Origin of the sequence: Caulobacter vibrioides OR37 (assembly GCF_000372645.1) — a bacterium.
Lineage (GTDB): Bacteria > Pseudomonadota > Alphaproteobacteria > Caulobacterales > Caulobacteraceae > Caulobacter > Caulobacter vibrioides_E.
This window is the reverse complement of the sequence record NZ_APMP01000001.1, coordinates 306,119-332,027: the sequence shown is the minus strand read 5'-3', so window position 1 is coordinate 332,027 and position 25,909 is coordinate 306,119. Positions and strand designations below refer to the sequence as shown.

The following is a 25,909-nucleotide window of genomic DNA, read 5'->3' as shown; positions in this document are numbered from 1 at the left end:
TCAGAACCGCGAACTGAGGCGCACGGCGATGGTGCGCGGCCGAGGAGGTGTGACGACCCGGTCCCGAAGGATCAGGAACGGGTTGCCGAACGAAAAGCTGTTAGCGTAGCCGCCAAGCGGATTATCGATGGTCGCGGTCAAGGTCCAGCTTGGCGTCTCCCAGGCGGCGCCGGCGCGCACGGCCAGGAACTTGCCCATCTTGTGCATCTTGTTGGCGTCGAACGTGATGTACGAGTTGCCGACATAGGAAAACTGGCCCTGAACGCGCAGGACGCGGTCCTGGGCGACGTCGCGGTGATAGTCGAAGCCTGTGCTGGCCGCGACGCGCGAGACGCCTGGCAGGCCGGCTTTACGGCGCGACCCGAACGTGGCGTTTGGCCGGTTGATCTCGGGGTCGTTGAGAATGGTCGCGGCGCGGAGGTCGAGGTGGCTGTTCACCCGCCAAGCGCCCTCGGCCTCCACGCCGCGGTTCTCGCCGTTGCCGATATTGGCGGTGTAGGCGGTGCCGTCGCTCAGATATTGGTCGCTCTGCACGGCGTTCCACGTGGCGTAGAACAACGCCAAGCGGGTCTGTAGGCGATCACCCCACCAGCGCGCCTTGGCGCCGATTTCGTAGTTCCAGAGTTCGTCGGGCTCGTAACGGCGGTGCGGCGTGCGCGGCTGGTCGAAGATCTGGCCGAGCCGTCCGGCGGTGTTGTATCCGCCGGGCCGATACCCCTCCGCCGCCTGCGCGTAGACCAGCACGTTCGGCCGTGCGCGGTAGCTGAGCAGCACCTTGGGCGAGACGCCCTCGGCGTCGTCGCTCCCGTCGAACAGGCGTTGGCCAGCCGCCTGGGTGACCACCGAAAGCGTGTCGAAACGATAGTCGAACCAGCGCAGCCCGGCCGTGGCCGCCAGGCGCGAAGTGATGTCGAAAGTCAATTCGCCATAGACGGCGGTTTCGTTGATCTTGTCCTTGCGCGCCTCGGCATAGGCTGGATCGCCGACAAGCGGATAGCTGCCCAGAGCCGTCCGTAGCTTGGTCGAACCGGTCGAGGCGAAGACGCCCAGCAGCGCGCGCCAACGCCGATCTTGCGGCGTGGTGTAGGTCGCTTCGGCTATGGTCAGGTCGATGGACTTGGCTTCGTCCAGGGCCGCCGGGCCGCTGGGCAATCCATAGAGCGCCGTCGCGGTGCTGGCGTCGTAGCGGCTGTCGAAATGGTGCGCCAGCTTGGCGATGGAGGCGGTCAGGCGGCCCCAGTCGCCCTCGCCATTCAGGGTCAGCGATTCCCGGTCGAAGTCGTTGTCGTGCGGCTCGCGCACGAGATTGTCGCGCACGCGACGGCCCAGGCGGCGGATCGCGTACTGGGTGTCATCGTTGTGGATCGACTGGTCGGTGACATTGAAGGTCGCCACCCATTCGGACGACAGCGCGGCGCTGAGCGCGGCGCGAAAGCCCTCGCGCTGCGAGCCGTTGATGTGGCTGAGGCCCAGGGCTGGGTTGTTGATGTAGCCGTCCTGGCTGTCGCGATAGGCGACGGTCCTCAAGGCCAGGCGACCGGGGAGCAGCGGCAGATTGACCATGCTCTCCAGCTCGGTGCCGATCCCGCCATGGGCGGTCTGCGAGAGGCCGACCATCGCCATGGCGTCGAAGCCATCGAGATCGGGTTGGCGGGTCGCGATCCGCAGTACGCCACCCAGCGAGCCGCCGCCATAGAGCGTACCCTGCGGTCCGCGCATCACCTCGACGCGGTCGATGTCGGCCAGCCGCAGGTTCGGGTCCGGCGCGTTGTAGGTGATCGGAACATCGTCGAGATAGAGCGCCACCATCGACTGGGTTTGTCCGGTGAACGCGCCGTCCGACAGGCCGCGCAACAGGATCTTGTCGCGGCCGGGGCCCAGGTTGGTGACGGTCATGCCGGCGACTTGGCCGGAAAGGTCGCTCATGCTGGCGACGCCCTCACGGTCGATGGTCTCGCCCGACACCACCGAGATGCCGTAGGGGGTGCGACCGGGCAGGTTCGGATAGCGCTGGGCGGTGATGACGATTTCCCCGATCGCCAGGGATGTCGGCGAGTCGGACGGCGAAGGCGGCGCTACGCGCGGCGTCGGGTGCGAGACGCGGGGCGGGGGCGGCTCGGCCTTGCGGACCACGATCGTGCGGATGTCGGGCTGGACGTAGCCGCAACCGCTGTGCGCCAGAAGTTTCTTGAGCGCGGTGTCGATCGGCATCCGGCCGGCCAGCGCCGGGGCCTCGCCCACGCAGAGGTCCAGATCGCCGCCCAGGGACAGATCCGCCTGCAGCGCGAAGTCGATAAGGGCCGCTCGCACGGGCTTGGCCGCGATGCGCAGGCGCACCGACGGCGTCGACGCGCCGGCGTGAGCCACGCTCGCGACAAGGCTGGCCGCCACCGTCGCCGCGGGCCAGACGCGGCGCGATTCGTTTTTGCGACCTGAGCCCACGCTCAGGGTCGAGCCGTCTTGGCCTTAAGTACGATCTGGCCGGACCCTGGCTGGCTGACCACGGGTGCAAACAGTTCCAAACGCCGGATCATCGCAGCTTCCTCGTCGATCGAGAGAACGCCGGAGAATTTCACTGATGCGGCGCTCGGATCAACAGAGATAGGTGTCGCGACGTAACGATTAATATCCGCGACAACCTCGGATAGCGGCGCGTCGCGATAGATCAACTGGCCTTTCGACCAGGCGAACTCGGCCTCGGGGTCGACCGCCTTGATGGGCGAGATCGCCGAACCCTTCGCATGGGTCAGCTTCTGCCCCTTGGCGACTTGCACGGACTGGCCATCGCCTGACACCGCCACCAGGCCACGACGGACGGTCACGTCCAGACGATCGCCATGATTCAGCACATTGAACTCGGTGCCCAGAACCCGAATCTCGCGATCGCCGGCGGCGACGACGAAGGGGCGAGAGGGCTGGTGGGCCACGTCGAAAGCCGCTTCGCCATCGACCAGCACCGCGTCGCGCTGGGTCTTGCCCAGTCGCACGCGCAGGGTCGAGGCGGCCCCCAGAGTAACCTTGGAGCCGTCGGCCAGGGAGATCCTACGAATCTCGCCCTTGGCGGTCGCGTAGTCCTCGTAACCCGGCTTCATCAGCGCGGGGAGGGCGATCGTCACCGCCAAGGCCGCGGCGACGGCGCCGCCGACGCCGATCCAGAGACCGCGCCGGGCCGACTTGGCCGCGCGACGCGGCGTCAGCGGCACGACGTTGTCAGAAGTCGTGGCGGCGCGACTTTCGCGGGATGGCGGAGCCTCTTCGATATCAACCCAAAGCGCCTCGACCGTGTCATAGGCCCGGGCGTTGGCCGAATCGGCCTCCAGCCAAGCCTGGAAACCGATCCAGGTCTCGAGATCGGAATCGCCTTGCAGCCGCACGAACCAGTCGACGGCGGCTTGCAGCGTCATATCGGAAGGCGCTGGCGTGCTCATCGGCGGGTTAAGGGTCCTCTCGGCCGCGGCCCGAGGGCCGTTTCGCCACAATGACGCCACGCCCTCCAAACCCCCTCCTCGAAAATCGTTGGGGTTGGTTCGACGGCCACGATCAACGTCCGATCTTGGTCAGGAGATGCTTGAGCGCCAGGCTGACGTGTTTCTCGACCGCGCTGCGGGAAATGCCCAGCCGGGCCGCCGTCTCGGCATGGGTGAGCCCTTCGAACTTATGCAGTTCAAAGACTTTTTGGGTGAGAGGCGCGAGGCTTCTGAGGGACTCGGTCAGGCGCTGGAGGCGCTGACGCGCGATGACGGCCGCCTCGGCGTCCGGAGCGTCCACCACGTCCGTGCTTCCTAGACTGGCGTGGTTCTCCCGCCGCCATTCGGCGTCGCGCGCGCCAGCGCGGCGCTGGCGACGCAATCTGTCGAGCATCAGGTTGGACGCGAGGCGATAAAGATAGGCCGGAGGGTTGTCGATCGGCTCGGCGTCCAGTCCCTGGACCTTCAGATACAGCTCCTGTACCAGGTCCTCGATGTCGTCGCTCGCGCCGAGGCGGGCCAGAAAGAACCGGCGCATATCCTCGCGTCGCTCGAAATAGACGGCGACCATGGGCGAGACATGCGGGGGCGGAGGGTTCAAAGGCTTGAGCCTCGGCCGCCGCTCTGCGCGTCTTTTTGGGTCTGGGCGGACATCGGGGAGGCGGAGCGCGCTCGGCAGTTGAATCGAGCGCCTCTGATGACCCGCCCGAAGGGCGAAGGCAAGGCGCGGACGAAAATCGGTGAGGCGCCCGCCCCAGGGCGGCGTCATTCCCTCAAACCGACGGCGGGCGTCGCGGAGAAGACGAGTAAATGCGGGTAGTTTGCGATTTCGACGGTACGATCACGCGCCGCGATACTGTCGATCATGTCCTGGAAGAGCTAGCGGATCCGGCGTGGCGGGACGTTGAGGCCCGTTGGGTGCGCGGCGAGATCTCCGCCGCGGAGTGCATGCGCACGCAGGTCGCGATGATCGACGCGAGCGACGGCAAGCTGGATGCGCTGCTGGACACCGTCGAGCTGGATCCCGGCTTCGCGGGATTTGTCGAGTGGTGCGAGGCGCGCGGCATTCCGGTCACGATCGTCAGCGACGGCGTCGACTATTTCATTCGTCGCATTCTGGCCCGTCATGGCCTGGAACGCGTGCATGTCACGGCCAATCGCCTTGTCGAGACGACGCCGCTGGCGCTCGAGCAGCCCTGGTCGCGCGCTGGCTGCGCCGCGGGGTCGGGCGTGTGCAAGTGCGACGTGGCGGCGCGCGAGCGCTCGACCCTGGTCTATGTCGGAGACGGGCGTTCGGATTTCTGCGTTTCGGGTCGCGCCGACATCCTGTTCGCCAAGGCGTCGCTGGCCGACTACGCCGCCGCCCGCGGCCAAGCGCACCATGTGTACGAAACCTTCGACGACGTGACCCGGGCCATGGCTGGCCTGTTCGGTCGCGTGATGCTGAAGCCTGTCGCCGCCCGTCGCGCGGCGCTGTAAAAGACTTTCTACCGGAGATATCCATGTACGACGCTGACAAGCCCGCCGCGAGCGCGGGGTCGGTCCTCGACGAAGCCGCTCTGCGTGAGCTGGAAGCCCAGTACTGCTCGTATGGCGACACCGTCCACTATCTGGCGGATCCGAAGTTCTTCACCGGCTGCGAAGGCTCGTACATGTACGACGCCAAGGGCACCGAATACCTCGACCTGCAGATGTGGTACTCGGCGGTCAATTTCGGCTACCGCAACCCGCGCCTGAACGCTGTCGCTCACAAGCAGCTCGACACCCTTCCGCAGGTCGCCAGTCAGTACCTGCACCGCGAGAAGGTCGAGCTGGCCGCTTTCATCGCCCAGGACGCCGAGAAGAAGTTCGGCGCCAAGGGCCGCGTGCACTTCAACGTGGGCGGCGCGCAGGCCGTCGAGGACTCGCTGAAGCTGGTGCGAAACGCCACGGGCGGCAAGCAGCTGATGTTCGCCTTCGAGGGCGGCTACCACGGCCGGACCCTCGGCGCCTCGGCGATCACCTCGTCGTACCGCTATCGCCGTCGCTACGGCCACTTCGGCGACCGCGCCCAGTTCATCGAGTTCCCGTACCACTTCCGCGGCCCCAAGGGCATGAGCAAGGAAGAGTACGGCCACTACTGCGTCCAGAAGTTCGCCCGCCTGTTCGAAACCGAATACAACGGCGTGCTGGACGTGAAGACCGGCCAGGCCGAATACGCGGCCTTCTATGTCGAGCCGATCCAAGGCACCGGCGGCTACGTCATCCCGCCGATGAACTTCTTCCCCGAGCTGAAGAAGGTCCTCGACCAATATGGCATCCTGCTGGTGGTCGACGAAATCCAGATGGGCATGTGGCGCACGGGCAAGCTGTGGTCGATCGAGCACTTCGGCGTGCAGCCGGACGTGCTGGTGTTCGGCAAGGCGCTGACCAACGGCCTGAATCCTCTGTCGGGCGTCTGGGCGCGCGAAGAAATGATCAATCCCGAGATCTTCCCGCCCGGCTCGACCCACTCGACCTTCAACTCCAACCCAATGGGCACCTCCGTCGCCCTGGAAACGCTGCGGATGACCCACGAGGTCGACTACGGCGCCCAGGTCATGGAGAAGGGCGCCTACTTCCTGGAAGGCCTGAAGGAGCTGCAAAAGCGCTGGCCGCAGATCGGCGATGTCGACGGCCTGGGCCTCGCGCTTCGCGCCGAGATCTGCGAGGCGGACGGCTTCACGCCGAACAAGGCGCTGCTGAACAAGATGGAAGACATCGCCATGTCGGGCGATCTCGACGTCGACGGCAAGAAGATGGGCCTGATCCTGGACGTCGGCGGCTACTACAAGAACGTCATCACGCTGGCGCCCTCGCTGGAGATCAGCAAGGACGAAATCGACCTGGCGATGAAGCTGCTGGACGCCGTGCTACGGCGCGCCACCGCCTAGGAGATTCCGTCGCCATGCGGCCGGTGCTGCTCCATCTGGACGAGGCGCTGGACCACCAACCCCTGCTGCGCGAGCGGCGGGGGGCGATGGTCGACGCGCGGGACCTCGGGCCCGCTCTGCGCCTGTGGAGCCGGCCCAAGGCCCTGTCGCGCCTGACTGAACGGCTGCGTCGCGACTTGCCGACCAGCGCGGAGGCCGACCTGATCTTCGCCGGTTCAGGCGATTTTCACCACGTCTCGCCGCTGTTGATCTCGCGCGCGATCGAGGCGGCTGGCGGTAAGCCGCTGACCGTTCTGCATTTCGACAACCATCCCGATTGGGTGAAGTTCAGCAACGGCATGCACTGCGGCTCGTGGGTGGCGACCGCCGCGCGTCTGCCGGGCGTGGCGCGCGTCATCACCATCGGCGTCTGCAGCGGCGACATCGATCATCCCGAAACCAAGCGGGCGGACATGTCGCTGATCGCCGACCGCCGCGTCGAACTCTACCCTTACCTCGCCCCCGACGGCGGTCCGGTCTACCGGGTCGGCGACCAGAACTGGCCGTCGATCGCGGCGATGGGGGAGGCGGCCTTCACCGAGCTGCTGGTCTCGCGCATCGAGACCGACGCGGTCTATGTCACCGTGGACAAGGATGTTCTGCGCGCGGAGGACGCGGTGACGAACTGGGATCAAGGGCGACTGTCCTTGGACGGTCTGCGCACCATGATCCGCGCCGCCGCTCAGAGGGCCAGGATCGTGGGCATGGACGTGGTCGGTGACTGGTCGCCGCCGCGTTACGGCCCCGACCTCCTGTCGGCCGCGCTGAAACGCGGCGAGGCCTTCCTCGACCAGCCCCGTCGGGGGCCGTCGCCTGACTTGGCCAGACAGGTCAACGAGGCCGCCAATCTCGACCTGCTGGACCTCTTTTCGGAGGTCGCAGCTTGACCGCCGCCTCAACCGAAGTAATGACCTTCGCCGGCGGCGCGCTGCTGGCGTTCTGCATCGCGACGGAGATCGGCCGCGAGCTGAGCTTCAAGGCCGCTTCCGATGGCGCTGCTGGCCAGCACGCCTATCTATGGTCTCTGGCCAAGCAACCCGTTCTTTGGCTGGGCATCGTCTTCTGGTTCGTCGAGATGGTCGCCTGGATTCTCGTTCTTGAGCGCACGCCTCTGAGCGTCGCTTTTCCATTTATGACCCTGACCTATGCCGGCGTGCCAATCGCCGGGGCCCTGGTGCTCAAGGAGCGGCTATCCCGCTCGCAGATCGCCGGCGCGGCCCTGGTGGCGCTGGGGGTCACTTGCGTGGGGATTTCGGGCCTATGACCGACGCCGCCAATCCAATCAATCCCAGCGACTTCCGCCTGCCCAAGCGCAAGACGGGCGTGATGGCCTACACCCTCGTGGACCTGATCCCGGTCGCCGCGGCCTTCGCGCACCTGGCGTTCATCGTCTGGACCGTGGCCGGCTTCGCTCATCGTCCCTGGTGGGGCAATCTGATCTGCGGCGCGGTCTACGCCCTGGCGATCAGCTGGAACGTCAACGGCATCTCGCACAACTTCCTGCACACGCCCTATTTCCGATCCAAGGCGCTGAACCGCGCTTTTTCGCTGCTGGAGTCGGTGGCCATCGGCTTTTCCCAGACCTTCTACACCTGGGTCCACCTGCGCCACCACGAGGGCAACAGCGACCGTCCCGATGAGAAGGGCGAGACGCGCGACTGGCTGTCGATCTATCGCCACGGCAAGGACGGACGGCCCGAGAGCGTCTGGTCCTATGTATTCCTGGGCTTTTTCCGTGACAGCGGTGGGTCGGTGTACGACGCGCTGAAGTCGCGCGGCCGCGAGGATGACGCCAACTGGGGTCGTGTCGAGATCGGCGCCGCCGTCGCCTTCGCCATCGGCATGGCCGTGATCGACTGGCGCGCCGTGCTGATGCTGCTGCCGTTCTACTATCTGGGAGAATGCCTTTCCCAGCTGAACGGTTACTACGAGCACCTCAACGCCAATCCGGACACGCCGTTGGCATGGGGGGTGTCCAGCTACGAGCCCGTCTACAATTTGACCTGGTTCAACAACGGGCATCATGCCGAGCACCACTATCGTCCCGCCGTTCACTGGACCCGCCTGCCGGCCATGCGCCGCGCGTTGCGGGACGAGCAAGCCGCCAAGGGCGTCCACGTGATCGGAACGCCCCACGCCCTGGGCTTTCTGGCCCGCTCCAACCGCCAGGGGACCGTCCGCTGATGGCCGTCGAACCGCTTCGCATTCCTGGCAAGACTGGCCACGGCGTCCTGCTGATCCACGGCCTGACCGGCGCGCCCGCCGAGATGAAGCCGTTGGCCAAGCGTCTGGCCCGTCGCGGCTTCGAGGTCGCCGCGCCGCTGCTGCCCGGCCATGGGGTCGATGAGGCCACGCTGCTGCGCACCACCTGGCGCGACTGGCTGGACGGCGTGCGCGAGGCTTATGATCGCTTCGCGGGCGAGGTCGACAGCGTCAGCGTGGCTGGTATCTGCGTCGGCGGCGCCCTCGGCGTCATGCTGGCCGCCGAGCGGCCGGCCGTCCGCGCCGCCGCCGTCTATTCGATGACCTTTGAATACGATGGCTGGAACATGCCGCGCTTCGCGGTGGCCGCGCCGGTGATCCAGCTGGTCGCCAACTTGCCGGGCGTGCGCAACCTGGCCTGGACCGAAACCTATCCGTTCGGCCTGAAGGACGAGCGCCTGCGCGCCATGGCCGAGAAGGCCCCGGAAAGCTTGATCGAGGGCTCGATCGATCGCCTGCCGCTGGGCGCGCTCTATCAGATGTATCGTCTTGGCCGGCACATCGAGCGCGTGGGCCATGAGATCAAGACCCCGACGCTGATCCTGCACGCTCGCGACGACGACATGAGCCACCCGCGCAACGCCTGGCGCCTGAAGCGCGCTCTAGGCGGGCCGACCAGCGTCCAGTTGCTGGACGACAGCTACCACATGATCCACGTCGATCAGGAGCGCGACCGCGTCGCGGCCATGACGGCTGAATTCTTCAACGAGGTGACTCCTCAAGCCGGCCTGGTGACGAGCGCGCGGACGCATGTTTGAGGTCGAGGTCCTTCGGAGCCTGTCGCATACCCCGCGCCAGGCCTGGGATCGCCTCTTCGGCGGCGCCTTGGAGGGCTATGACTATCTGCGCGCCATCGAGACGGCGGGGCTGGCCGGCTTCGAGTGGCGTTATATGTTGGCGCGGCGAGGCGGCGAGATCGTCGCCGCCGTTCCGGCCTTCATCACCGACTATCGCCTGGAGACGACGTTCGACGGCGCAGGTCGCAAGGCCGCCGAACAGGTGCGTCGCGTCCTGCCCGGGCTGATGACCCCGCGCCTGGCGTGCCTCGGCTCGCCCTGCGCCGAGACCGCCACGATCGGCTTCGCGCCCGAGCTCTCCGCCGACGAGCGACTGGAGGTGGCCAAGGCTCTGGTTTCTGGCTTCGAGGCCGAGGCGGGCAGGGCCGATTGTCCGCTGATGGGGGTCAAGGACGCCGATCCGGCCCAGGCCGCGCTATGGGGCCAGGTGCTGAACGGCGCGCGCTACGCCGAGGTCCCCGGGCAGCCCCTGGCCGACCTGCCGATCGATTTCGCCGACATCGACGGTTATCTGGCCAAGCTGTCCGCCGCCTCGCGCAAGGATATGCGCCGCAAGCTGCGCGCCCGCCATGATGTTCGGGTCGAGATCGTCGAGGATCTTGGCGTCTGGCTGGAGCCGGCCATGGCGCTCTATCGCCAGACCCTGGCCCGGGCCGAGGCCCGGCTGGAAGAGCTGACCGCCGCCTTCTTCGACGGCGTGGCCAAGCGAATGCCGGGGCGGGTGATGTTCGTCCTCTATTTCGCCGGCGACGAGCTCTTGGCCTTCAACCTGCTGCTCACCGACGGCGAGACCCTGCTGGACAAGTTCTTCGGCATGGACGCGGTCAAGGGACGCGCCCACAACCTCTATTTCTTGAGCTGGTTCTTCAACCTCGAGCTCTGCGCGGCCCGGGGCTTCAAGCTTTATCACAGCGGCCAGGCCAACCTGGCCGACAAGGTTCGGCTGGGAAGCCGCCTGACTCCCGCCAGCATGTGGTTCCGGCACCGCAACGGCCTGCTGAACCGCGCCTTGCGCGCCCTGGCGCCGCTGCTGCTGGACGACCCGATGGCGGAGCTGGCCGCTTGACCGCCATGACCAAAGCCCGTCGCCTTCATTCCCGTCTGGTCCAGGCCATCCTGTTCGCGATCCTGCCGGCCCTGACCCTGGGCTATCAGATCACCGCCAAGTTTTCGGCCAATCAATTGGCCCATGCGCGCTTCGACACGGCGTGGGCGATGACGGCCATCCGTATGCCGTCGGTGCAGCTGCTGATCGTGCTGGAGATCGCCAGCTTCGTCGCTTGGATGACCGTGCTGGCCCTGCTGCCGCTGAGCGCGGCCTTTCCGTTGTCGGCGGTCAGTTACGTGCTGATCATAGCCGCCAGCGTCGTCGTCTTCCACGAGCCGCTGAACGCCCTGCAGCTGGTCGGGGGCCTGATGATCCTGGCGGGCGTGTGGATGGTCGGTCGCGGCGGCGCGTTCGACGCGCGCGAGCCAGCGCCCCAGAAGGACGACGCCGCATGATGGGTCAGATCGCGCTTCGCGGCCTGCTGTTCGACTGGCGTCGTTTCGCGCCGGCCGCCGTGGCCGTCGGTTTCGCGGGGCTGCTGGTGCTGCTGCAGGCTGGCCTGATGTTGGGGGTTTTCTCGCTGGCCAGCGTCTATGTGACCAAGTCCTCGGCCGATCTTTGGATCGGCTATCCAGGCGTGCAAAGCATCGACCTGGGCCGTCCGGTTGGCGGCGTTACCGAGCTGTTGCTGCGCGCCGATCCGCGCGTGGCGCGGGTCGAGCCCTTCTACTGGGGCTCCGGCGAGTGGCGCACGCCCCATCGCGGCATGGTCAATGTCTATATCGTCGGCGTGGCGCCGAGCGCGGACGCTATGGTTCTGGACGAAGTCCTGACGCCGCATCAGCGCGGCCTGCTCGCCATGCCCGACGCGGTGCTGGTCGACAAAGCCGACCTCGACAAGCTGGAGACCGATGTCGGCGGCGTGGCCGAGATCAACGGTAAGCGTGTGCGTGTGGTTGGCGTGACCAAGGGGCTGCGCGCCCTGGGCGGCGTCAATGTGATCGCCTCGCCCCAGACGACCCGCCGTCTTGACCCAGCTTCCGGGCCCGGTGACGGCGCGGCCTATTTCACGGCCCGGCTCAAGGATCCTCGCGACGCGGCCGAGGCCATCGCCGACCTGAAGTCGGTGGGCAAGCACCGCGGCTTCGAGGTGATGACCGCCAAGGCCTTCGCCGATCGCAGCATCCGATACTGGTTGGCCGAGTCCGGGGCTGGCGTGGCGTTCGTGTTCGGCAGCGCCGTGGCCATTCTGGTGGCCGTGATCGTCACCAGCCAGACCCTGGCCGCCGCCGTCGCCGCTTCGCTAAAGGACTACGCCGCCCTGCGCGCCCTGGGCTTCACCATTGGCGCGCTCCGAACCATCGTGCTGGCGCAGACGGCGTGGATCGCCGCCGCGGGTCTGGTCCTGGCCGGCGCCCTGGCCGGCATCCTCGTGCTGCTGGCCCAGATCCAGGCCACGCCGCTGATCCTGACGCCGGCTATGGCTGTCGGGGCCGTCACCTTGGTCATCCTTGTCGCCTTGGGTTCAGGTCTCTGGGCCCTGCGTCGAGTCGCGCGCGCCGATCCGGCCGCGCTGCTGCTTTGAGGTCGTTTCGATGAAGGTCGAGGTTCTTTTCCGTAGCGCGACCGTGGCCCTGGCGGCCGGCGCGTGTCTGACGCTTGCGGCGTGCGATCGTCATTCGGGTCAGGCCTCGGCCCAGGCGCGCACCGACGCCGTGGCCGTGGCGCGGGGCGTGATCGCTGTGGACGGAGGTCTCGTCTCCGTTTCGGCGCCGCGCGATGGCCTCGTGGCCAAGATCAATGTCGACGAGGGCGACCACGTCGCGCGGGGCCAGGTTCTGGCTCAGCTCGACGGCGATCGCGCCCGGTTGGAAGCCAGTCAGGCCGCCGCCGAGACCGCCCAGGCCGAAGCCGCCTGGCGCGGCGCCCAGGCCAAGGTCGCCGCCGCCAATGCCGAGGCCGCGCGGCTGCGCCGACTGGCCGACGCCGACGCCGCGACCAAGCGTGACGCCGCCCAGGCTCAACAGGCCGCCTCGATCGCCGCCGCCTCGGGCGAGGAAGCGCGTCGCGCGGTCGACGTGGCGCGCGCCCGCCAGCGCTTGGCCGAGCTGGAGCAGTCGGCCCGTGTCGTCCGTGCGCCGGTGGCCGGCGTCGTCCTGCGCCGCGGCGCCGCTCTCGGCGCGACGGCCGGCCCGAGCGCGGCCGCGCCGATGTTCGTGATCGCTCCTGACGCGCCTCGCATCATTCGCGCCGAGCTGGACGAGGCCTTCGTCGGTCGCGTCGCCCCCGGCGCGACCGCCTGGGTCACGGACGCCAGCGGCGAGGGCGCCAGCTATAAGGCCCGGGTGCTGCGCGTGTCTCCAGCGTTCGAGTCCGCCTCGCTGGACGATCAGCCCGGCGCGCGCGCCGATTCCCGCGTGCTGCGCATGGTGCTGGCCTTCGACCAACCGAACGGCCTGCGTCTGGGTCAACGGGTGCTGGCGAGGATCGGCCAGTGATCACCGCCGCCGTTCTGGCTCTGGCCCTGAGTGGCGCGCCCGACACGTCTCGAGCGCCGCCCCCGCCGCCCGTCGCCGCGCTGACGCCCGCCTGGTGGCCCCAACTGGACGATCCGGTTCTGCGCGATCTTCTGACGCGCGCTTCGCAAGGTTCGCTGGACCTCAAGATCGCCGTGGCGCGTCTCGAAAGGGCTGGCGCCGATATCGATCTGGCCCGCGCGGGTCAGCGCCCGCACGCGACGGTCGGCGCCGACGCGGCCATCGGCGCGGCCAACTTCTCCTCGGTCCATAAAGGCGCGGGCGTTCCCGCCTCGGTGGGTTACGAGGTCGACCTATTTGGCCGGCTTAAGGCGTCGGTCGCCGCGGCTCGCTCCGATCAGGCCGCCGCTCAGGCCGATGTCGAGGTCGCTCGCCAATTGGTGATGGCCGAGACCGCCAAGGCCTATGTCGATCTGCGCGAAGCTCAGGCCAAGCGCGCGGCGACCGAGGGCGCCTTGGCCGCGGCGCGGCGGAACGAAGAGCTGGTTTCAAAGCGTCGCGCGGAAGGCGACGCCTTGGGCGACGATGTTCAGGCCGCGCATCGCGACACCCGCGCCGCCCTGGTCGAGACGGACACGGCGCGACGCGGCGTCGAGAGCGCTTGCATTCGCCTCGGTCAACTGCTGGGCCAAGACGGACCGATCGACGAGCCCGCCTTCGGCGGCGCTATTTTGACGACCCCCGCCTTGGAAGGCCTGCCCTCGGAAGCGGTTCTGGGCCGTCCCGACATACAGGCCGCGCAGGCGCGACTGCAAGCCGCCGACGCGCGGCGCGCCGAGGCCGTGGCCGCCACGCGTCCCCGGTTCACCCTGACGGGCAGCCTGGGGGGCGGGGAGCCGGACCTGTTTTATCTGCTGGACGTGCGCGCCCTGGCCTGGTCGGTTGTCGGCGGGCTGACGCACGAGCTCTACGACGGCGGCGCGGGCAAGGCGCGGAAACGCGGCGCGACCGCCGACGCCACCTTGGCTGAACTAGCCTATCGCAAGGCTGTCGGCGACGCCTGGGCGCAAGCGCGCCTGGCGCTGGGCGCGCTGGACCAGGCGACGATCGCCGAATCCCTGGCGCGCGAGACCTTGGCCCAGGCCGAGCGAACAAGAGCGCTGGGCCAAACGCGCCATGGCGAGGGCGAGATCGACGGCGGGGCCCTGACGCGCCTGGACGCCGCCGTCTCCGCCGCGCGCGCGGCCCTCGCCGACGCCTCGGCAGCTCGCGCTCGGGCCTATCTGGATCTCATCCTGGCCGCGGGCGGCCGCGCATGAGCGAGGTCTCGCTGAGCGTCGAGGGGGTGCGCAAGAGCTATGGCGAAGGCCATCTGCGCATCGACGCTCTGTTGCCCACGACGCTGAGTCTGCGTCCTGGCGAGCTGGCGATGATCACCGGTCCATCCGGTTCGGGAAAGTCGACCCTATTGGCTATTCTCTCCGGCTTGCTGACGCCGGATGAGGGTGTCGTCATGGCCTTGGGTCAACACTTGGAGTCGCTCAGTCCGAACCAGCGCGATCGTTTTCGCTTGGCCAACGCCGGGTTCATCTTCCAGGGCTTCCACCTCTTGCCGGCCATGACCGCCAGCCAGCAGGTCGAGATCGTGCTGCGTCAGCAGGGCGTCGGCCCGGCCGAGGCCCGGAGCCGCGCGGCGGCGGCCCTTGACGCCGTGGGTCTGTCGCGCCGCCTGCGTAATCTGCCCGGCGAGATGTCCGGCGGCGAGAAGCAGCGCGTGGCGATCGCCCGGGCCCTGGCCAAAAGGCCCACCTTGATCTTCGCCGACGAGCCGACCTCGGCCCTGGACTCCGAGAACGGCCGTCAGGTCGCCAAGCTGCTGCGCGAGGAAGCGCACGCCAGCGGCGCGACGGTGGTGTGCGTGACCCACGATCCGCGATTGGCCGATCTGGCCGACCGTGTCCTGCGCATGGAAGACGGCCGACTGTCCTGACGCGACATGGGAAGCCGTGCGTCCCGGCGGCGCCCGGCTCTACCGCACGTGTTTACATCGGAGACCATCGGCCGTAACACGCCCTCGGCGTTCAGGCGCTGGACTGCCCAGGAGTCGGCGCGTTGACGGCGCCTTAGAACCATGCGGATTGGGTTTCTTTTCAATCACGATCAGATCCATCAGGTGGCGCATAGCCTGCCCATCGCCATGGCCTTGGCCGACGCTCATCCTGATCTCGACATCGTCGTGGCGACCACCAACGCTCGCCTGAGCGCCGAGGTCCGCCGCATCGCCGGCCCCGCGATCGGCCGGCGGATCAAGGCGGTCGAGCTGGGCCTGACCAAGTCGGCCTCCCGGCTGATGGCCGCGACGCTGGAATCCGTTCTGCCCGCCGTCAAACTGCTGATCTATGGAGATAATCTGGATTTCTTTCGGTCACTGGACATTCTGGTGGTGGCCGAGAAGACCTCGCTGATCCTCAAGACACGCTATGGTCTCAACGATCTGAGGATCGTCCATACCCGCCACGGCGCGGGCGATCGCGCCATCGGTTTCGACAAGGCCAGCGCCGGCTTCGATCACGTGCTGGTCTCCGGACCGAAGATCCGCGAGCGGCTGATCGCTGAGGCGGGCGTGGCTCCAGAGAGCATCACGATCGTGGGCTATCCGAAGTTCGACTTAGCGCCGCCCCGGCCCGCCATGCCGATGCTGGATGAGAGCCGGCCGGTGGTCCTCTACAATCCTCATCCATCGCCGCATCTGTCGTCCTGGTACGAGATCGGCCGTTCGGTGCTGGACTGGTTCGTCGCGCACGAGGAATACCAGCTGATCTTCGCGCCGCATGTCATGCTGTTCGAGCGGCCCTATGTGCTCACCATCGACAAACTGCGTGTCGATCGGGCCGGGCGGATCGACGAACGGTTCCTGCGCGCGCCCAACATCCATATCGACTTGGGCAGTCGCGCCTCGACGACCATGACCTACACCCAGAGAGCGGACATCTATCTGGGCGATGTCAGCAGCCAGATCTACGAGTTTCTGCTGCATCCAAGACCCTGCGTGTTCCTCAATCCGCATCGCTTCGACTGGGTCGGAGACGCCAATTTCGAGCACTGGCGCGCCGGACCGGTCATTGAAGGAGTCGACCAGCTGGGCGCTACCCTGGAACAGGCCCGACGCGACCAGGACTCCGTCTGGCGCCCCGTCCAACAAGAGCTGTTCGCGCGAAGCTTCGATCTGACCGCGGAGCCCTCGGCCCGCCGGGCGGCGCGCGCCATTGCTCGGTTCGCCGGCCTGAACGCGCTTCAGGGAGTCGCCTCGGGAGCCGCGGTCTCCCCGAACATCGACACCTGACGCGGAGCGGGGAGGGCGTATGCGCATCGCCTATGTCATCAACTCGCTGGAAGGCGGCGGCGCGGCCGCGCCGGTGCCGGCGGTCGCGCGCGTCCTGATCGAACAGGGCGCCGAGGTCGAGATCTTCGCCCTGACCCGACGCGATGGCCGAGGGCTGGCGGCGATGGAGGCCGCGGGCCTCACCGTGCATGTCCGCCCTGGGGCGGAGCGCGACCATCTCGGCGCCTTCCGCTGGCTGAACCGGATGATCGCGGAGCGCCGGCCAGACCTGATCTGGACCTCGCTGACCCGCGCCACGCTGCTGGGCCAACTTGTGGGCCTGCGCCGCCGTCTGCCCGTGGTCAGCTGGCAGCACGCGGCTTACCTCAAGCCCGTCAATCTGTTCCTGTTGCGCGCGACACGCGGCCTGTCGCGTCTCTGGATCGGCGACTCCAACAACACCACGCGCTTGACCGCTCGTCGCCTGCGCGTTCCGCCGGACCGCCTGACCACGTGGCCACTGTTCGCGGCCCGCGCCGACGCGCCCACGGCCGCGCCCTGGCGCGCTGGACAGACGGTTGAGTTGGGCAGTCTGGGGCGGCTTCACCCGGTCAAGGGCTACGACGTGCTGATCGACGCGCTCGCGATCCTGAAGGCCGAGGGGTTCCAGCCGGCCGCGCCGTTCCGCGTGCGTATCGCCGGCGACGGCGCCGAGCGGGAGGCGCTGGAGCGTCGCTTGGCGGACAAGGGCGTCGACACCGTCCAACTGATCGGCTTCCAGGCCAATCCAGCCGGCTTCCTGACCAGCCTGCATCTCTATCTGCAGCCCTCGCGCTCCGAAGGTCTGTGCATCGCCGCCCACGAGGCGATGCAGGCTCAGCTCCCCACGGTCGTCTCGGCGGTCGGCGAGTTGCCCTACAGCGTTGTCGACCGGCGCACCGGCATGGTGGTTCCGCCAGACGATCCCGAGGCCCTGGCGGCGGCTCTGCGCGGGCTGCTGGCTCATCCCGGGGCGCTGGAAACGATGGGCCGCGCGGCGCGAGACCATGTCCTGGCCCATTTCGGCGCCGAGGCCTTCGCCCGCGCGGGCGCGGCGATCTACGCTCGTCTGCCAGGCCCGCCCACCTAGCGCGCCGCTCAGATAGGGCGAAAAGTGGCCTGACCATTCTAATCAAATTGACAGACCACTTTCGATTGCCCATGGATGGCTGGCGCCGCAAGCGCGCCCGACCGCCTCGCGGCCGAAAAGATCCCGCTGTCGCGTCCAGCCAGAGCGGATCGCCAAGGCCGCCTTTGGCGTCGGTTAGAACAGGCGGGGAGACGGAATATTGACCTGGCGCTCGGCGCGACTGCGTATTCTCCTGCTGGTGATCGTCGGCACGATCATCAACTACATCGCGCGTAACGCTCTCGGCGTTCTGGCCCCGCAGCTGAAGCACGACCTGGCGATCACGACGCAGCAATACAGCTACATCGTCGGAGCGTTTCAGGTCGCCTATACGGTCATGCAGCCCATAGCCGGCCTGTTGATCGACCGGATTGGCCTGACAGCGGGCTTCGCGCTGTTCGCCCTGGCCTGGAGCCTGGCCAACATGGCCCATGGCGCGGCTAGGGGCTGGTTTTCCCTGGCGGCGTTTCGCGGTCTCCTGGGCATGGCCGAGGCCGCCGCCGTCCCGGCCGGCATGAAGTCGATCGGCGAGTGGTTTCCCGACCGCGAGCGTTCCGTCGCCGTGGGCTGGTTCAACGCCGGCACCTCTCTGGGGGCGGTGATCGCCCCCATCTTGGTGGCCTTGGTGGCCAAGGCCTGGGGCTGGCAATCGGCCTTCGTCGTGACCGGCGCGATCGGTGTCGTCTTCGCCGCCGTCTGGTTCCGTCTTTATCGCTCGCCCAGCAAGGCGGGATATGTCTCGCCGGGGGAACTGGCCGAGATCCAAGCCGGCCAGCGTCCGGTGCCCGCCAGCGCCACGACCCTGCGGGCGATCGTCGCCACCCCCCGTTTCTGGGCGATCGCCGTGCCGCGGTTCCTGGCCGAGCCCGCCTGGCAGACCTTCTCGTTCTGGATCCCGCTCTACCTGGCCAAGGAGCGGGGCATGGACCTGGCCCATATCGCCCTGTTCGCGTGGATGCCGTTCCTGGCGGCCGACGCGGGCGGCATTCTGGGCGGCTATCTGGCTCCGCTGCTGCAACGCTGGCGGGGCCTCAGCCTGGAAGGATCGCGCATCGCCGGCGTCGCCCTGGGCGCGGTGCTGATGATCGCGCCGGGCTTCGTGGGCCTAGTCGGCCATCCGATGGCGGCGATCGCCCTCTTGGCCATAGGCGGCTTCGCTCACCAGGTGATTTCGGTCCTGATCAACACCCTGTCGGCCGACGTCTTCCCCAAGGGCGACATCGCCAAGGCCAACGGCTTGGTCGGCATGGCCGGCTGGACCGGGGGCCTCCTGTTCTCCCTGGCGATCGGCCAGCTAGCGGACCGGATCGGCTTCGCGCCGCTGTTCGCTTGCCTGGGAGTCTTTGACCTTATCGGCGCGCTGTGGCTGCTGGCCATGCGTCGCCATCTCATCGTGCGAGAGGCGTGATCATGCGCAAAGCCAGTCTGGCCCGTCCGCCCCGGTTCACGCTTGCCGAGCGCGCCGGCCCGCGCGTGACCTTGCGCGCCGACACTGGCGCGATCGCCCACGTCTTCGTGCTGGAAGAGGACGTGATCCGCGTCCTGCTTCTGGCGGGCGGGCGCGTGACCTCTCCGCCCAGCTGGGCCGTCGCGCCGGGCCAAGACGATATCGCCGAGCCGGGCCGAGACCGGATGGACGTATCGGGGTTCGGCGCGCCGGCCTTCACCGTGGCGGAAGGCGAGGGGAGGCTGGTTCTGACCACGACGCGTCTGCGCTTGGAGATCACGCTGGACGGCTTCTTCTGTCGCTGGTCGCAGCCCGGTCGCGACGGCTGGCGCGTCATCGCCGAGGACCGCCCGACCCAGGCCTATAACTTCGGTTGGTGGGACGGCGGCGTTTATCACTATGTCAACCGCCAGCCTGGCGAGCGCTACTACGGCCTGGGCGAACGGGCCGGCGCCATGGACCGGGCCGGACGTCGGTTCCGCCTGACCAATCTGGACCCGATGGGCTACGACGCCTCGAGCGACGACCCGCTGTACAAGTCGATCCCCTATGTCCTCGTCGTCGACGCCGAGGGCATGGCGCACGGCGTGTTCTACGACACGACGGCCGATCCGGTGTTCGATTTCGGCCACGAGCACGACAACTATCACCCGCGCTACCGCTATATGCGCGCCGACAGCGGCGATCTCGACTATTACATGATCGCCGGGCCCGACGCCCTGGAGGTCACGCGGCGTTACACTTGGCTGACGGGACGGCCGGCCCTGATGCCGCGCTGGGCGGTCGGCTATTCGGGTTCGACCATGACCTACACGGACGCGCCGAACGCCCAGGAGCGCATGGGGGAGTTCATCGCCGGCGTTCGACGGCACGACATCCCGTGCGAGTCCTTCCACCTGTCGTCGGGCTACACCTCGATCGGCGACAAGCGCTATGTCTTCCATTGGAACCGCGACAAGTTCCCGGACGTCGGCGGCTTCGTTCGCGACTATGCCGAGGCCGGCGTGCAGCTGGTTCCGAACATCAAGCCCGCCCTGCTGGTCAGCCACCCGCTCTACGCCGATCTGGCGGCGAAGGGGTGGTTCGTCGGTGACGCGGACGGCGATCCGATCGTCTGCCAGTTCTGGGACGAGGTCGGCAGCTATATCGACTTCACGAACCCGGACGCCGCGGCCTGGTGGCGCGCGCGAGTCACGGAGCAATTGCTGGCCCACGGCATCCGCTCCACCTGGAACGACAATAACGAGTACGAGATCTGGGACGCGCGCGCTCGGATCGCCGGCTTTGGCGAGGGGCGCCCGGCGGCCGGCGAGCGCCCTGTGCAGACGCTCTTGATGATGCGCGCGAGCCGCGCCGCGCAGATCGCCTACCGACCCGGCGAGCGGCCTTATGTCGTGACTCGCAGCGGCATGGCTGGAATGCAGCGTTACGCCCAGACCTGGTCGGGCGATAACTACACCGCCTGGAAGACGCTGCGCTTCAATCAAAAGATGGGGCTGGGCATGGCGCTGTCTGGCGTCTCCAACACCGGGCATGACATCGGCGGATTCGCTGGCCCGGCGCCCGGTCCCGAGCTGCTGCTGCGCTGGGTTCAGGCCGGGATCGTCATGCCGCGCTTCTCGATCCACAGCTGGAACAGCGACCGCACCGTCAACGAGCCCTGGATGTATCCCGAGGCCACGCCCGCCATCGTCGACATGATGCGGTTGCGGCGTGCGCTACAGCCGCTGCTGCACGACCTGCTTTGGCGCCATCACGCCGATTATCAGCCGGTGACCCGGCCGCTGTGGCTGGACTTCCCGGAAGATCCTAGGGCCCGGGAGGACGGCGACGCCTATATGCTCGGCCCAGACCTGCTGGTCGCGCCCGCGCTGGACGAGGGCGTTCAGACCGTGCGCGTCTATCTGCCCGCCGGAGCAAGATGGCGCGACCTGCGCGATGACGTCCGCCATGCGGGCGGCGCCGAATACGATCTGGCCGCGCCGCCGCGCGGGCTGCCGCCGATTCTGGCCCGCGAAGGCTCGGGGGTGTTTGTCGACCTTGCTCCCGCGGGCTTCGCCGCCGCCGAGCCCCAGCCGGGCGTTCTCCTGTATCCGCCTCAGGAGGGGACCATGACCTGGAGCGGCTTCGACGAGCATGACTCCGCGCCGCGCGACCCCGCCATGGCGCAGGGCTGGACCTTGAAGGTCGAGGCCGACGCAGGGGCTCTGGCGATCGAGGCCGGATGGACGGGATCGACACCGCCCCCGGCCAACGCCCTGCGGATCCTTTTGCCTCGCGACGAGACCCGCCGGGTCGCGCTGAACGGCGCGCCCGCGACCGTCGCGCGGACAGAGGCTCTGGGCGTCGAGCGCTTGGGCTTGACCTGGGCGGTCTAAAGAAAACGGCCGGCGCGGACGTTCGCGTCGGCCGCCGGCGCTCTGGGATAGAACCGCGCCCGATCAGGGCGTGAACTTCATGGCCTTCAGCCACAGCGCGTACTGGTCGAACCACGCGTCGCTGGTCACGCCATGGGGCTGCGAGGCGAAGCCGTGGCCGCCCGCGCTATAGAGGTGCAGTTCCACCGAAGCGCCCGACAGGCGCCAGTTGTGGATCAGGCTGAGGTCCTGTGACTGAAAGAAACGGTCGTCGGCGGCGAGCGCGGCGAACAGCGGCGGCGCGTGGGGCGGAACATTGGCCGATTGGGTCGGTCCATAGATCATCCCGGCGAAATCCGGCCGTGCGTCCGACAGGTTGGCTTGCAACACCCCCAGCACAGTCATGGCCCCGGCCGAGAAGCCCAGGACGCCGATCCGCTTGGGATCCACATGCCACTCGCTCGCCCGCGCGCGGACCATGCGGATCGCGGCCTCGGCGTCGGCGATGGCGTAGGGGGCCTGGCGGGCCCGGGCGTCCGCGCCTTCGCCGCGCTGGAACGTGCCGCTGATCGCGTCCTTGAAGCCCTCGAAGCTGTCGGGCAGGGGCTGGGTGCGATATTTCAGGATGAAGACCCGCACGCCCAGCGGGGCGAGCCGCTTGGCCACGTCGTAGCCTTCGTTGTCCATCGCCAGGAATTGAAAGCCGCCGCCAGGGATCAGGATCACCGCTGGCCCGTCCTTGTCGCCCGAGAGGCTGGCGGGCATCGGCGTCAGCGACGGGCGCGATACGTTATAGAGCAGTCGCTGGGTCGGATCCTGCTGGGCCCAGGCCTCGTGGGCCGGGTTAGCTTGCTCGGCGGCCACGGGGAGGGCGACCGAGGGCGGCTCCTTCTGAGGGGGCAGGGGCAGTACGCCCTTGACCCAATCGCCGGGCGCCGCGCTGGCGCTGAGGCTGAGCAGGCAGGTCGCCGCGCCGGCCAGCAGACCAACAAGGCGGCGGGTGGACGGGTTGCGCATCGCGGACCTTCCTCGGGTTGTCGTCGATCGTCAAAAAAAGAGGGAGCGGCTCTTGTCCGCTCCCCCTCGCAGGCTTGGTTCTAGAGGGAACTAGAACTTCGTCTCGACCTTAAGGCCGAAATAGCGATCGCTGTCGCGCGACAGCACTTGGGTCGTCAGGTGCACGCCGTAGGAGCCAAAGCCGTCGCCGATGCCGCTGACGAAGTGCTCGTTGAACAGGTTGTTGACGAACAGGGTCGCCTTGATATCGCCCTTCTCGACCGAGGCCGAGGCGTTGAGCACGCCATAGCCCTTCTGTTCCGCCAGCGGATTGCCCAGCAGGTCGAAATTGACCTTGCTCTGGTGCTGGTAGGTCAGGCCGAGGACGCCCTTCATGTCGCCGCCCAGATCATGCTCGAGCGACGCACCGAGGTTGAATTTCAACTTCGGGCTATTGGGCAGCTGGGTGTTCGAGCGGTCCTGAACGTTGCCAAGACCTGGCGGATTGGTCGACGGCGCGCAGCCTGCGCCCGTCTGGGCTTGGCCCGGATAGCAGGCGGCGTTCGGGAACGACAGCACCTGGGCGTCGGTATAGGCCACCGAGGCGTCCAGACGCAGCCAGTCGACCGGCTTGGCCTGGGCCTCGACCTCGACGCCCTTGGTGCGCAGCTTGCCGACATTGTTCAGCTTCTGCTGCAGGGCGCCGTTGATGTACTGCGACGACTGGGCCTGGAAGTTATTGTAGTTGGTCAGGAACGCCGCGACGTTCAGCTGGACGCGGTTGTCGAAGAACCGGCTCTTGATGCCGCCTTCATACGACGTCGATTTCTCGGGCTGCACCGGGTTTTGCGTGCGCAGCGGCGTGTAGCCCGATGAGATGTCGTAGGCGAAACCCTTGTAGCCGGTGGCCACGCTGACATAGCCGGTCACACGGGGCGCGAGTTCCTGGTTCACAGACAGCTTCCAGGTGGCGACCGTGTCGGTATTCGTGCCCGCGCACAGCTGGCTGCCCGCGCCGCAGGTGCCGATGCTGGTCGGCGACGTGTAGACCGTGGCGGTGGACAGCAGATTGACGAAGCTGTCCTGGATCCGCTCGTTGTTGAGACGAACCGCGCCGCTGACCGTGGTGTTGGTCGGAAACTTGTAGTCGACCCCAGCGAAGGCCGCCAAGCTCCGCGTGCTCTGCCAGCCGGTCCAATTGGCGAGGATCAGGGCCGGGCCGCGTTGGAAGGCGCGCGTGGTCTTGGAGTCGGCGTAGAAGGCCCCGACCACATAGGACAGCGGGCCTTCGGTCTTCGAGGTCAGGCGGACTTCCTGGGTGAACGAGGTTGCGTGGTAGGGGCCCGAGTTGCTGACCCCGACGCCCGGCGCGATCGGATTGGTGACATTGGGCGCCGCGCCGTTGACGGCCAGGTCGGTCCCGTCGACGTCGGCCGAGAAATTGTATTTCCAATCCTGATAGGACGTGACCGAGATCAGGTTGGCGAAGCCCAGGTCATAGCTCAGCTTGCCGCTGAAGCTGGCCTGCTTGTTATCGGTGAAGCCATCGTCGTCGACGCGGGTGCGGCGGTTGTTGGGGCCCGGCGTGATGCCGGCGAGGGCGGGCAAGATCGGCACGCCGTTATATTTCGGGATCACCGGCGTCGTCGCGCCGGCGGGAATGTAGTTGAGATCGATGTAGCGCAGCGTGGCGGCGGTGCCGTCCGACTTGGACCGGGCATAGGAGCCGCTGAGCGACAGCACCAGCTTGTCGGTCAGTTCGCTGCGCAGCTTGCCGTGCACGCCATACGAGGTGTTGTCGTTCAGACGGTGGCCGTTCGACAGGTTTCGGACATTGCCGTCATAGTGACCGTAATAGGCGCTGACGCGGTAGCCGGTGGAGTCCGAGATCGGACCCGAGAGCGCGCCGTCGACCTTGTAGGCGTGATCCGTCGTCACCGTGGCCGAGGCGCGGCCTTCCAGGCGAGGGGAGGGATCGCGGGTGACGATGTTGATCGCGCCGGCGCTGGCGTTCTTGCCGAACAACGTGCCCTGCGGCCCGCGCAGAACCTCGATGCGCTCGACATCGGCCAGGTTGTCGAAGGCCTGAGCCTGTTGCACCACCGGCACGTCGTCGATGATCACCGCCACCGACGGCTCGACGCCGATCGAGAAGGCGTAGGTGCCGATGCCGCGCAGGATAATGGCGTTGTTCGGCGAAGCCGTGCTTTGGGTCAGGGTCAGGGACGCGGCGGCGCGCGTCAGATCCCCGAATTCGTTGATGCGCTGGTTCTGGATGGTCTCGCCGGTGATGGCGGTGACGGCCACGGGAACGCTCTGCAGATTGGCGGAACGCTTGGTGGCGGTGACGACGATCTCGGCCAGGCCGGTGCTTTCACTTTTTTCCTGGGCCAAGGCCAGGCACGGCGCGGCCAGAACGGTGGCGGCCGCGCTCGCGAGCAGGATCGACTTTCGCATGGTGATATCCCTCCCTTAGTCGTTTTTGCTTTTTGGTATTTTTCGTCTTCGCTAAGCCCCCAGGACATATTGGTCAAGCCACTTAGACAAGTGGTCGAACAATTTTGTGACCCGGGCGGCATTGGGCCGGACTCTAAATCCACGTCCGCAACTAGAACGCGCGGCATTTTATCGCATAGGGCGGTCGAGCGGTCGGTCAGCACGCGTCTCTAGCGGCTGTCGACGCTGCGGCCATCCAATCGAAGCATCGGCACTGATCAGGCCAATTGGAACGCGACGAAGGCTGACGCGCACACGCCGCCGAAACTTCAATCCGTCGCCAGAGGGCGGTGGCCGCTCCGAAGGATTTAGTGGAGGTTATACAATTATCGTCTAATATATATTATCAGAAATAATTACCGTATCGCGCGGATATCCATTCTGGACCGAGATATCACGCCAAGCCCTATCACAGCCTGGACCTACGGATCGTCGCCCACGAAGCGATAGCCAACGCCGGGTTCGGTCACCAGCATCGTCGGCGCGGATGGATCGGCTTCGAGCTTTTGACGAAGCTGGCCGATGAAAACCCTCAGATATTGCGTGTCGTCGGCGTGGGCCGGCCCCCAGACCGCCGTCAGCAGATCCTTGTGCGTCAGCACCTTGCCATGGCCCAGGGCCAGCCGGGTCAGAACTTCGTATTCACGGGGCGAAAGTTTCACGAAAGCGCCGGCCCGGGTGACGCGGCGCATTTCCAGATCGATCTCGACGTCGCCGGCGCGGATCGGTCCTCGTGGCGCGGGGCTTTTGCCGGACTGACGGAGCGCGGCGCGAAGACGCGCCAGTAACTCGCCGACTCCAAACGGTTTTTCGACATAGTCGTTGGCGCCGCGATCCAGGGCCTCGATCTTCTCGACCTCGCGATCCCTGGCCGACAGGATCAGGATCGGGCCATCATAGAACGCCCGGGCCTTTTCAAGCACCGTCTTGCCGTCCATGTCCGGCAGGCCCAGGTCCAGGACCACGGCGTCGGGCGACCACAGGGCTACGCCTCGAAGGCCTTCCTGACCGCTGTCGGCGCGCAAAGGCTCGTAGCCGGCGGCGTCGAGCGCGGGGCCGAGGAAGCGATGGATCTGCGGCTCGTCGTCGATGACGAGGATGCGCTGGCGCACGGCGGTCAT

22 protein-coding genes are annotated in these 25,909 nt (G+C 67.3%); 16 read left to right on the top strand and 6 right to left on the bottom strand.

Annotated features, from left to right (window positions below; all coding sequences use genetic code 11):
• The 3 genes from OR37_RS01580 to OR37_RS01570 form a co-directional block, all read right to left on the bottom strand.
• Nucleotides 1-2,391: a TonB-dependent receptor domain-containing protein gene (locus tag OR37_RS01580; RefSeq protein WP_106404328.1), complete on the bottom strand. Its 2,391-nt coding sequence runs from the start codon at nt 2,389-2,391 to the stop codon at nt 1-3.
• 53 nt (nt 2,392-2,444) lie between these two features.
• On the bottom strand, nt 2,445-3,404 hold the full coding sequence (locus OR37_RS01575) for a FecR family protein (protein WP_035016799.1): 960 nt from the start codon (nt 3,402-3,404) through the stop codon (nt 2,445-2,447).
• 136 nt (nt 3,405-3,540) lie between these two features.
• Nucleotides 3,541-4,038: an RNA polymerase sigma factor gene (locus OR37_RS01570; protein WP_004615381.1), complete on the bottom strand. Its 498-nt coding sequence runs from the start codon at nt 4,036-4,038 to the stop codon at nt 3,541-3,543.
• A gap of 239 nt (nt 4,039-4,277) precedes the next feature.
• Here OR37_RS01570 and OR37_RS01565 point away from each other — a divergent pair, with 239 nt between their 5' ends.
• The 16 genes from OR37_RS01565 (at nt 4,278) to OR37_RS01490 (ending at nt 21,317) form a co-directional block, all read left to right on the top strand.
• A complete protein-coding gene (locus tag OR37_RS01565; protein WP_004615380.1) occupies nt 4,278-4,946 on the top strand; it encodes an MtnX-like HAD-IB family phosphatase in 669 nt (222 codons plus the stop codon).
• Nucleotides 4,947-4,969: 23 nt separating this feature from the next.
• Nucleotides 4,970-6,379 carry an aspartate aminotransferase family protein gene (locus OR37_RS01560; protein WP_004615379.1) on the top strand — a complete coding sequence of 470 codons (1,410 nt, stop codon included), beginning with the start codon at nt 4,970-4,972 and terminating at the stop codon, nt 6,377-6,379.
• Nucleotides 6,380-6,393: 14 nt separating this feature from the next.
• Complete coding sequence (locus OR37_RS01555) at nt 6,394-7,305, top strand: arginase family protein (protein ID WP_004615378.1); 912 nt, start codon at nt 6,394-6,396, stop codon at nt 7,303-7,305.
• The gene (locus tag OR37_RS01550) at nt 7,302-7,682 is read left to right on the top strand and encodes an EamA family transporter (protein ID WP_004615377.1); all 381 of its coding nucleotides are present in this window, start codon (nt 7,302-7,304) and stop codon (nt 7,680-7,682) included. Before OR37_RS01555 ends, OR37_RS01550 begins: the two co-directional genes overlap by 4 nt.
• Complete coding sequence (locus OR37_RS01545) at nt 7,679-8,602, top strand: fatty acid desaturase family protein (RefSeq protein WP_004615376.1); 924 nt, start codon at nt 7,679-7,681, stop codon at nt 8,600-8,602. Before OR37_RS01550 ends, OR37_RS01545 begins: the two co-directional genes overlap by 4 nt.
• Complete coding sequence (locus OR37_RS01540; RefSeq protein ID WP_004615375.1) at nt 8,602-9,438, top strand: alpha/beta hydrolase; 837 nt, start codon at nt 8,602-8,604, stop codon at nt 9,436-9,438. Before OR37_RS01545 ends, OR37_RS01540 begins: the two co-directional genes overlap by 1 nt.
• A complete protein-coding gene (locus OR37_RS01535; RefSeq protein ID WP_004615374.1) occupies nt 9,431-10,543 on the top strand; it encodes a GNAT family N-acetyltransferase in 1,113 nt (370 codons plus the stop codon). The genes OR37_RS01540 and OR37_RS01535 overlap by 8 nt, the downstream gene beginning before the upstream one ends.
• On the top strand, nt 10,540-10,980 hold the full coding sequence (locus OR37_RS01530; RefSeq protein WP_004615373.1) for a hypothetical protein: 441 nt from the start codon (nt 10,540-10,542) through the stop codon (nt 10,978-10,980). Before OR37_RS01535 ends, OR37_RS01530 begins: the two co-directional genes overlap by 4 nt.
• On the top strand, nt 10,977-12,110 hold the full coding sequence (locus OR37_RS01525; protein WP_004615371.1) for an ABC transporter permease: 1,134 nt from the start codon (nt 10,977-10,979) through the stop codon (nt 12,108-12,110). Before OR37_RS01530 ends, OR37_RS01525 begins: the two co-directional genes overlap by 4 nt.
• 10 nt (nt 12,111-12,120) lie before the next feature.
• Nucleotides 12,121-13,023: an efflux RND transporter periplasmic adaptor subunit gene (locus tag OR37_RS01520; RefSeq protein WP_004615370.1), complete on the top strand. Its 903-nt coding sequence runs from the start codon at nt 12,121-12,123 to the stop codon at nt 13,021-13,023.
• Nucleotides 13,020-14,321 (top strand): TolC family protein, encoded by a 1,302-nt coding sequence (locus OR37_RS01515; RefSeq protein WP_004615369.1) that lies wholly within the window; start codon nt 13,020-13,022, stop codon nt 14,319-14,321. Before OR37_RS01520 ends, OR37_RS01515 begins: the two co-directional genes overlap by 4 nt.
• Nucleotides 14,318-14,992 carry an ABC transporter ATP-binding protein gene (locus tag OR37_RS01510; protein WP_004615368.1) on the top strand — a complete coding sequence of 225 codons (675 nt, stop codon included), beginning with the start codon at nt 14,318-14,320 and terminating at the stop codon, nt 14,990-14,992. The genes OR37_RS01515 and OR37_RS01510 overlap by 4 nt, the downstream gene beginning before the upstream one ends.
• Before the next feature lie 141 nt (nt 14,993-15,133).
• The gene (locus OR37_RS01505; RefSeq protein ID WP_004615367.1) at nt 15,134-16,345 is read left to right on the top strand and encodes a hypothetical protein; all 1,212 of its coding nucleotides are present in this window, start codon (nt 15,134-15,136) and stop codon (nt 16,343-16,345) included.
• Between the two features lie 19 nt (nt 16,346-16,364).
• Nucleotides 16,365-17,453 carry a glycosyltransferase family 4 protein gene (locus OR37_RS01500; RefSeq protein WP_004615366.1) on the top strand — a complete coding sequence of 363 codons (1,089 nt, stop codon included), beginning with the start codon at nt 16,365-16,367 and terminating at the stop codon, nt 17,451-17,453.
• 199 nt (nt 17,454-17,652) lie between these two features.
• Nucleotides 17,653-18,900, top strand: coding sequence for an MFS transporter (locus OR37_RS01495; RefSeq protein ID WP_004615365.1), 1,248 nt, complete (start codon nt 17,653-17,655; stop codon nt 18,898-18,900).
• 2 nt (nt 18,901-18,902) lie between these two features.
• The gene (locus tag OR37_RS01490) at nt 18,903-21,317 is read left to right on the top strand and encodes a glycoside hydrolase family 31 protein (protein ID WP_004615364.1); all 2,415 of its coding nucleotides are present in this window, start codon (nt 18,903-18,905) and stop codon (nt 21,315-21,317) included.
• 63 nt (nt 21,318-21,380) lie between these two features.
• Here the strand turns inward: OR37_RS01490 and OR37_RS01485 are convergent, their stop codons facing one another.
• The 3 genes from OR37_RS01485 to OR37_RS01475 form a co-directional block, all read right to left on the bottom strand.
• Nucleotides 21,381-22,313, bottom strand: coding sequence for an alpha/beta hydrolase (locus OR37_RS01485; RefSeq protein WP_004615363.1), 933 nt, complete (start codon nt 22,311-22,313; stop codon nt 21,381-21,383).
• Between the two features lie 90 nt (nt 22,314-22,403).
• Nucleotides 22,404-24,749 carry a TonB-dependent receptor gene (locus OR37_RS01480; RefSeq protein ID WP_004615362.1) on the bottom strand — a complete coding sequence of 782 codons (2,346 nt, stop codon included), beginning with the start codon at nt 24,747-24,749 and terminating at the stop codon, nt 22,404-22,406.
• Between the two features lie 461 nt (nt 24,750-25,210).
• A complete protein-coding gene (locus tag OR37_RS01475; protein ID WP_004615361.1) occupies nt 25,211-25,909 on the bottom strand; it encodes a response regulator in 699 nt (232 codons plus the stop codon).

What these genes read in the sequence shown, in the direction of transcription:
- OR37_RS01570 (WP_004615381.1), bottom strand. Translation starts at nt 4,038, where the DNA reads ATGGTCGCCGTCTATTTCGAGCGACGCGAGGATATGCGCCGGTTCTTT.
- OR37_RS01575 (WP_035016799.1), bottom strand. Translation starts at nt 3,404, where the DNA reads ATGACGCTGCAAGCCGCCGTCGACTGGTTCGTGCGGCTGCAAGGCGAT.
- OR37_RS01545 (WP_004615376.1), top strand. Translation starts at nt 7,679, where the DNA reads ATGACCGACGCCGCCAATCCAATCAATCCCAGCGACTTCCGCCTGCCC.
- OR37_RS01480 (WP_004615362.1), bottom strand. Translation starts at nt 24,749, where the DNA reads ATGCGAAAGTCGATCCTGCTCGCGAGCGCGGCCGCCACCGTTCTGGCC.
- OR37_RS01555 (WP_004615378.1), top strand. Translation starts at nt 6,394, where the DNA reads ATGCGGCCGGTGCTGCTCCATCTGGACGAGGCGCTGGACCACCAACCC.
- OR37_RS01540 (WP_004615375.1), top strand. Translation starts at nt 8,602, where the DNA reads ATGGCCGTCGAACCGCTTCGCATTCCTGGCAAGACTGGCCACGGCGTC.
- OR37_RS01510 (WP_004615368.1), top strand. Translation starts at nt 14,318, where the DNA reads ATGAGCGAGGTCTCGCTGAGCGTCGAGGGGGTGCGCAAGAGCTATGGC.
- OR37_RS01475 (WP_004615361.1), bottom strand. Translation starts at nt 25,909, where the DNA reads ATGACCGCCGTGCGCCAGCGCATCCTCGTCATCGACGACGAGCCGCAG.
- OR37_RS01525 (WP_004615371.1), top strand. Translation starts at nt 10,977, where the DNA reads ATGATGGGTCAGATCGCGCTTCGCGGCCTGCTGTTCGACTGGCGTCGT.
- OR37_RS01560 (WP_004615379.1), top strand. Translation starts at nt 4,970, where the DNA reads ATGTACGACGCTGACAAGCCCGCCGCGAGCGCGGGGTCGGTCCTCGAC.
- OR37_RS01505 (WP_004615367.1), top strand. Translation starts at nt 15,134, where the DNA reads ATGCGGATTGGGTTTCTTTTCAATCACGATCAGATCCATCAGGTGGCG.
- OR37_RS01520 (WP_004615370.1), top strand. Translation starts at nt 12,121, where the DNA reads ATGAAGGTCGAGGTTCTTTTCCGTAGCGCGACCGTGGCCCTGGCGGCC.
- OR37_RS01500 (WP_004615366.1), top strand. Translation starts at nt 16,365, where the DNA reads ATGCGCATCGCCTATGTCATCAACTCGCTGGAAGGCGGCGGCGCGGCC.
- OR37_RS01535 (WP_004615374.1), top strand. Translation starts at nt 9,431, where the DNA reads ATGTTTGAGGTCGAGGTCCTTCGGAGCCTGTCGCATACCCCGCGCCAG.
- OR37_RS01485 (WP_004615363.1), bottom strand. Translation starts at nt 22,313, where the DNA reads ATGCGCAACCCGTCCACCCGCCGCCTTGTTGGTCTGCTGGCCGGCGCG.
- OR37_RS01565 (WP_004615380.1), top strand. Translation starts at nt 4,278, where the DNA reads ATGCGGGTAGTTTGCGATTTCGACGGTACGATCACGCGCCGCGATACT.
- OR37_RS01490 (WP_004615364.1), top strand. Translation starts at nt 18,903, where the DNA reads ATGCGCAAAGCCAGTCTGGCCCGTCCGCCCCGGTTCACGCTTGCCGAG.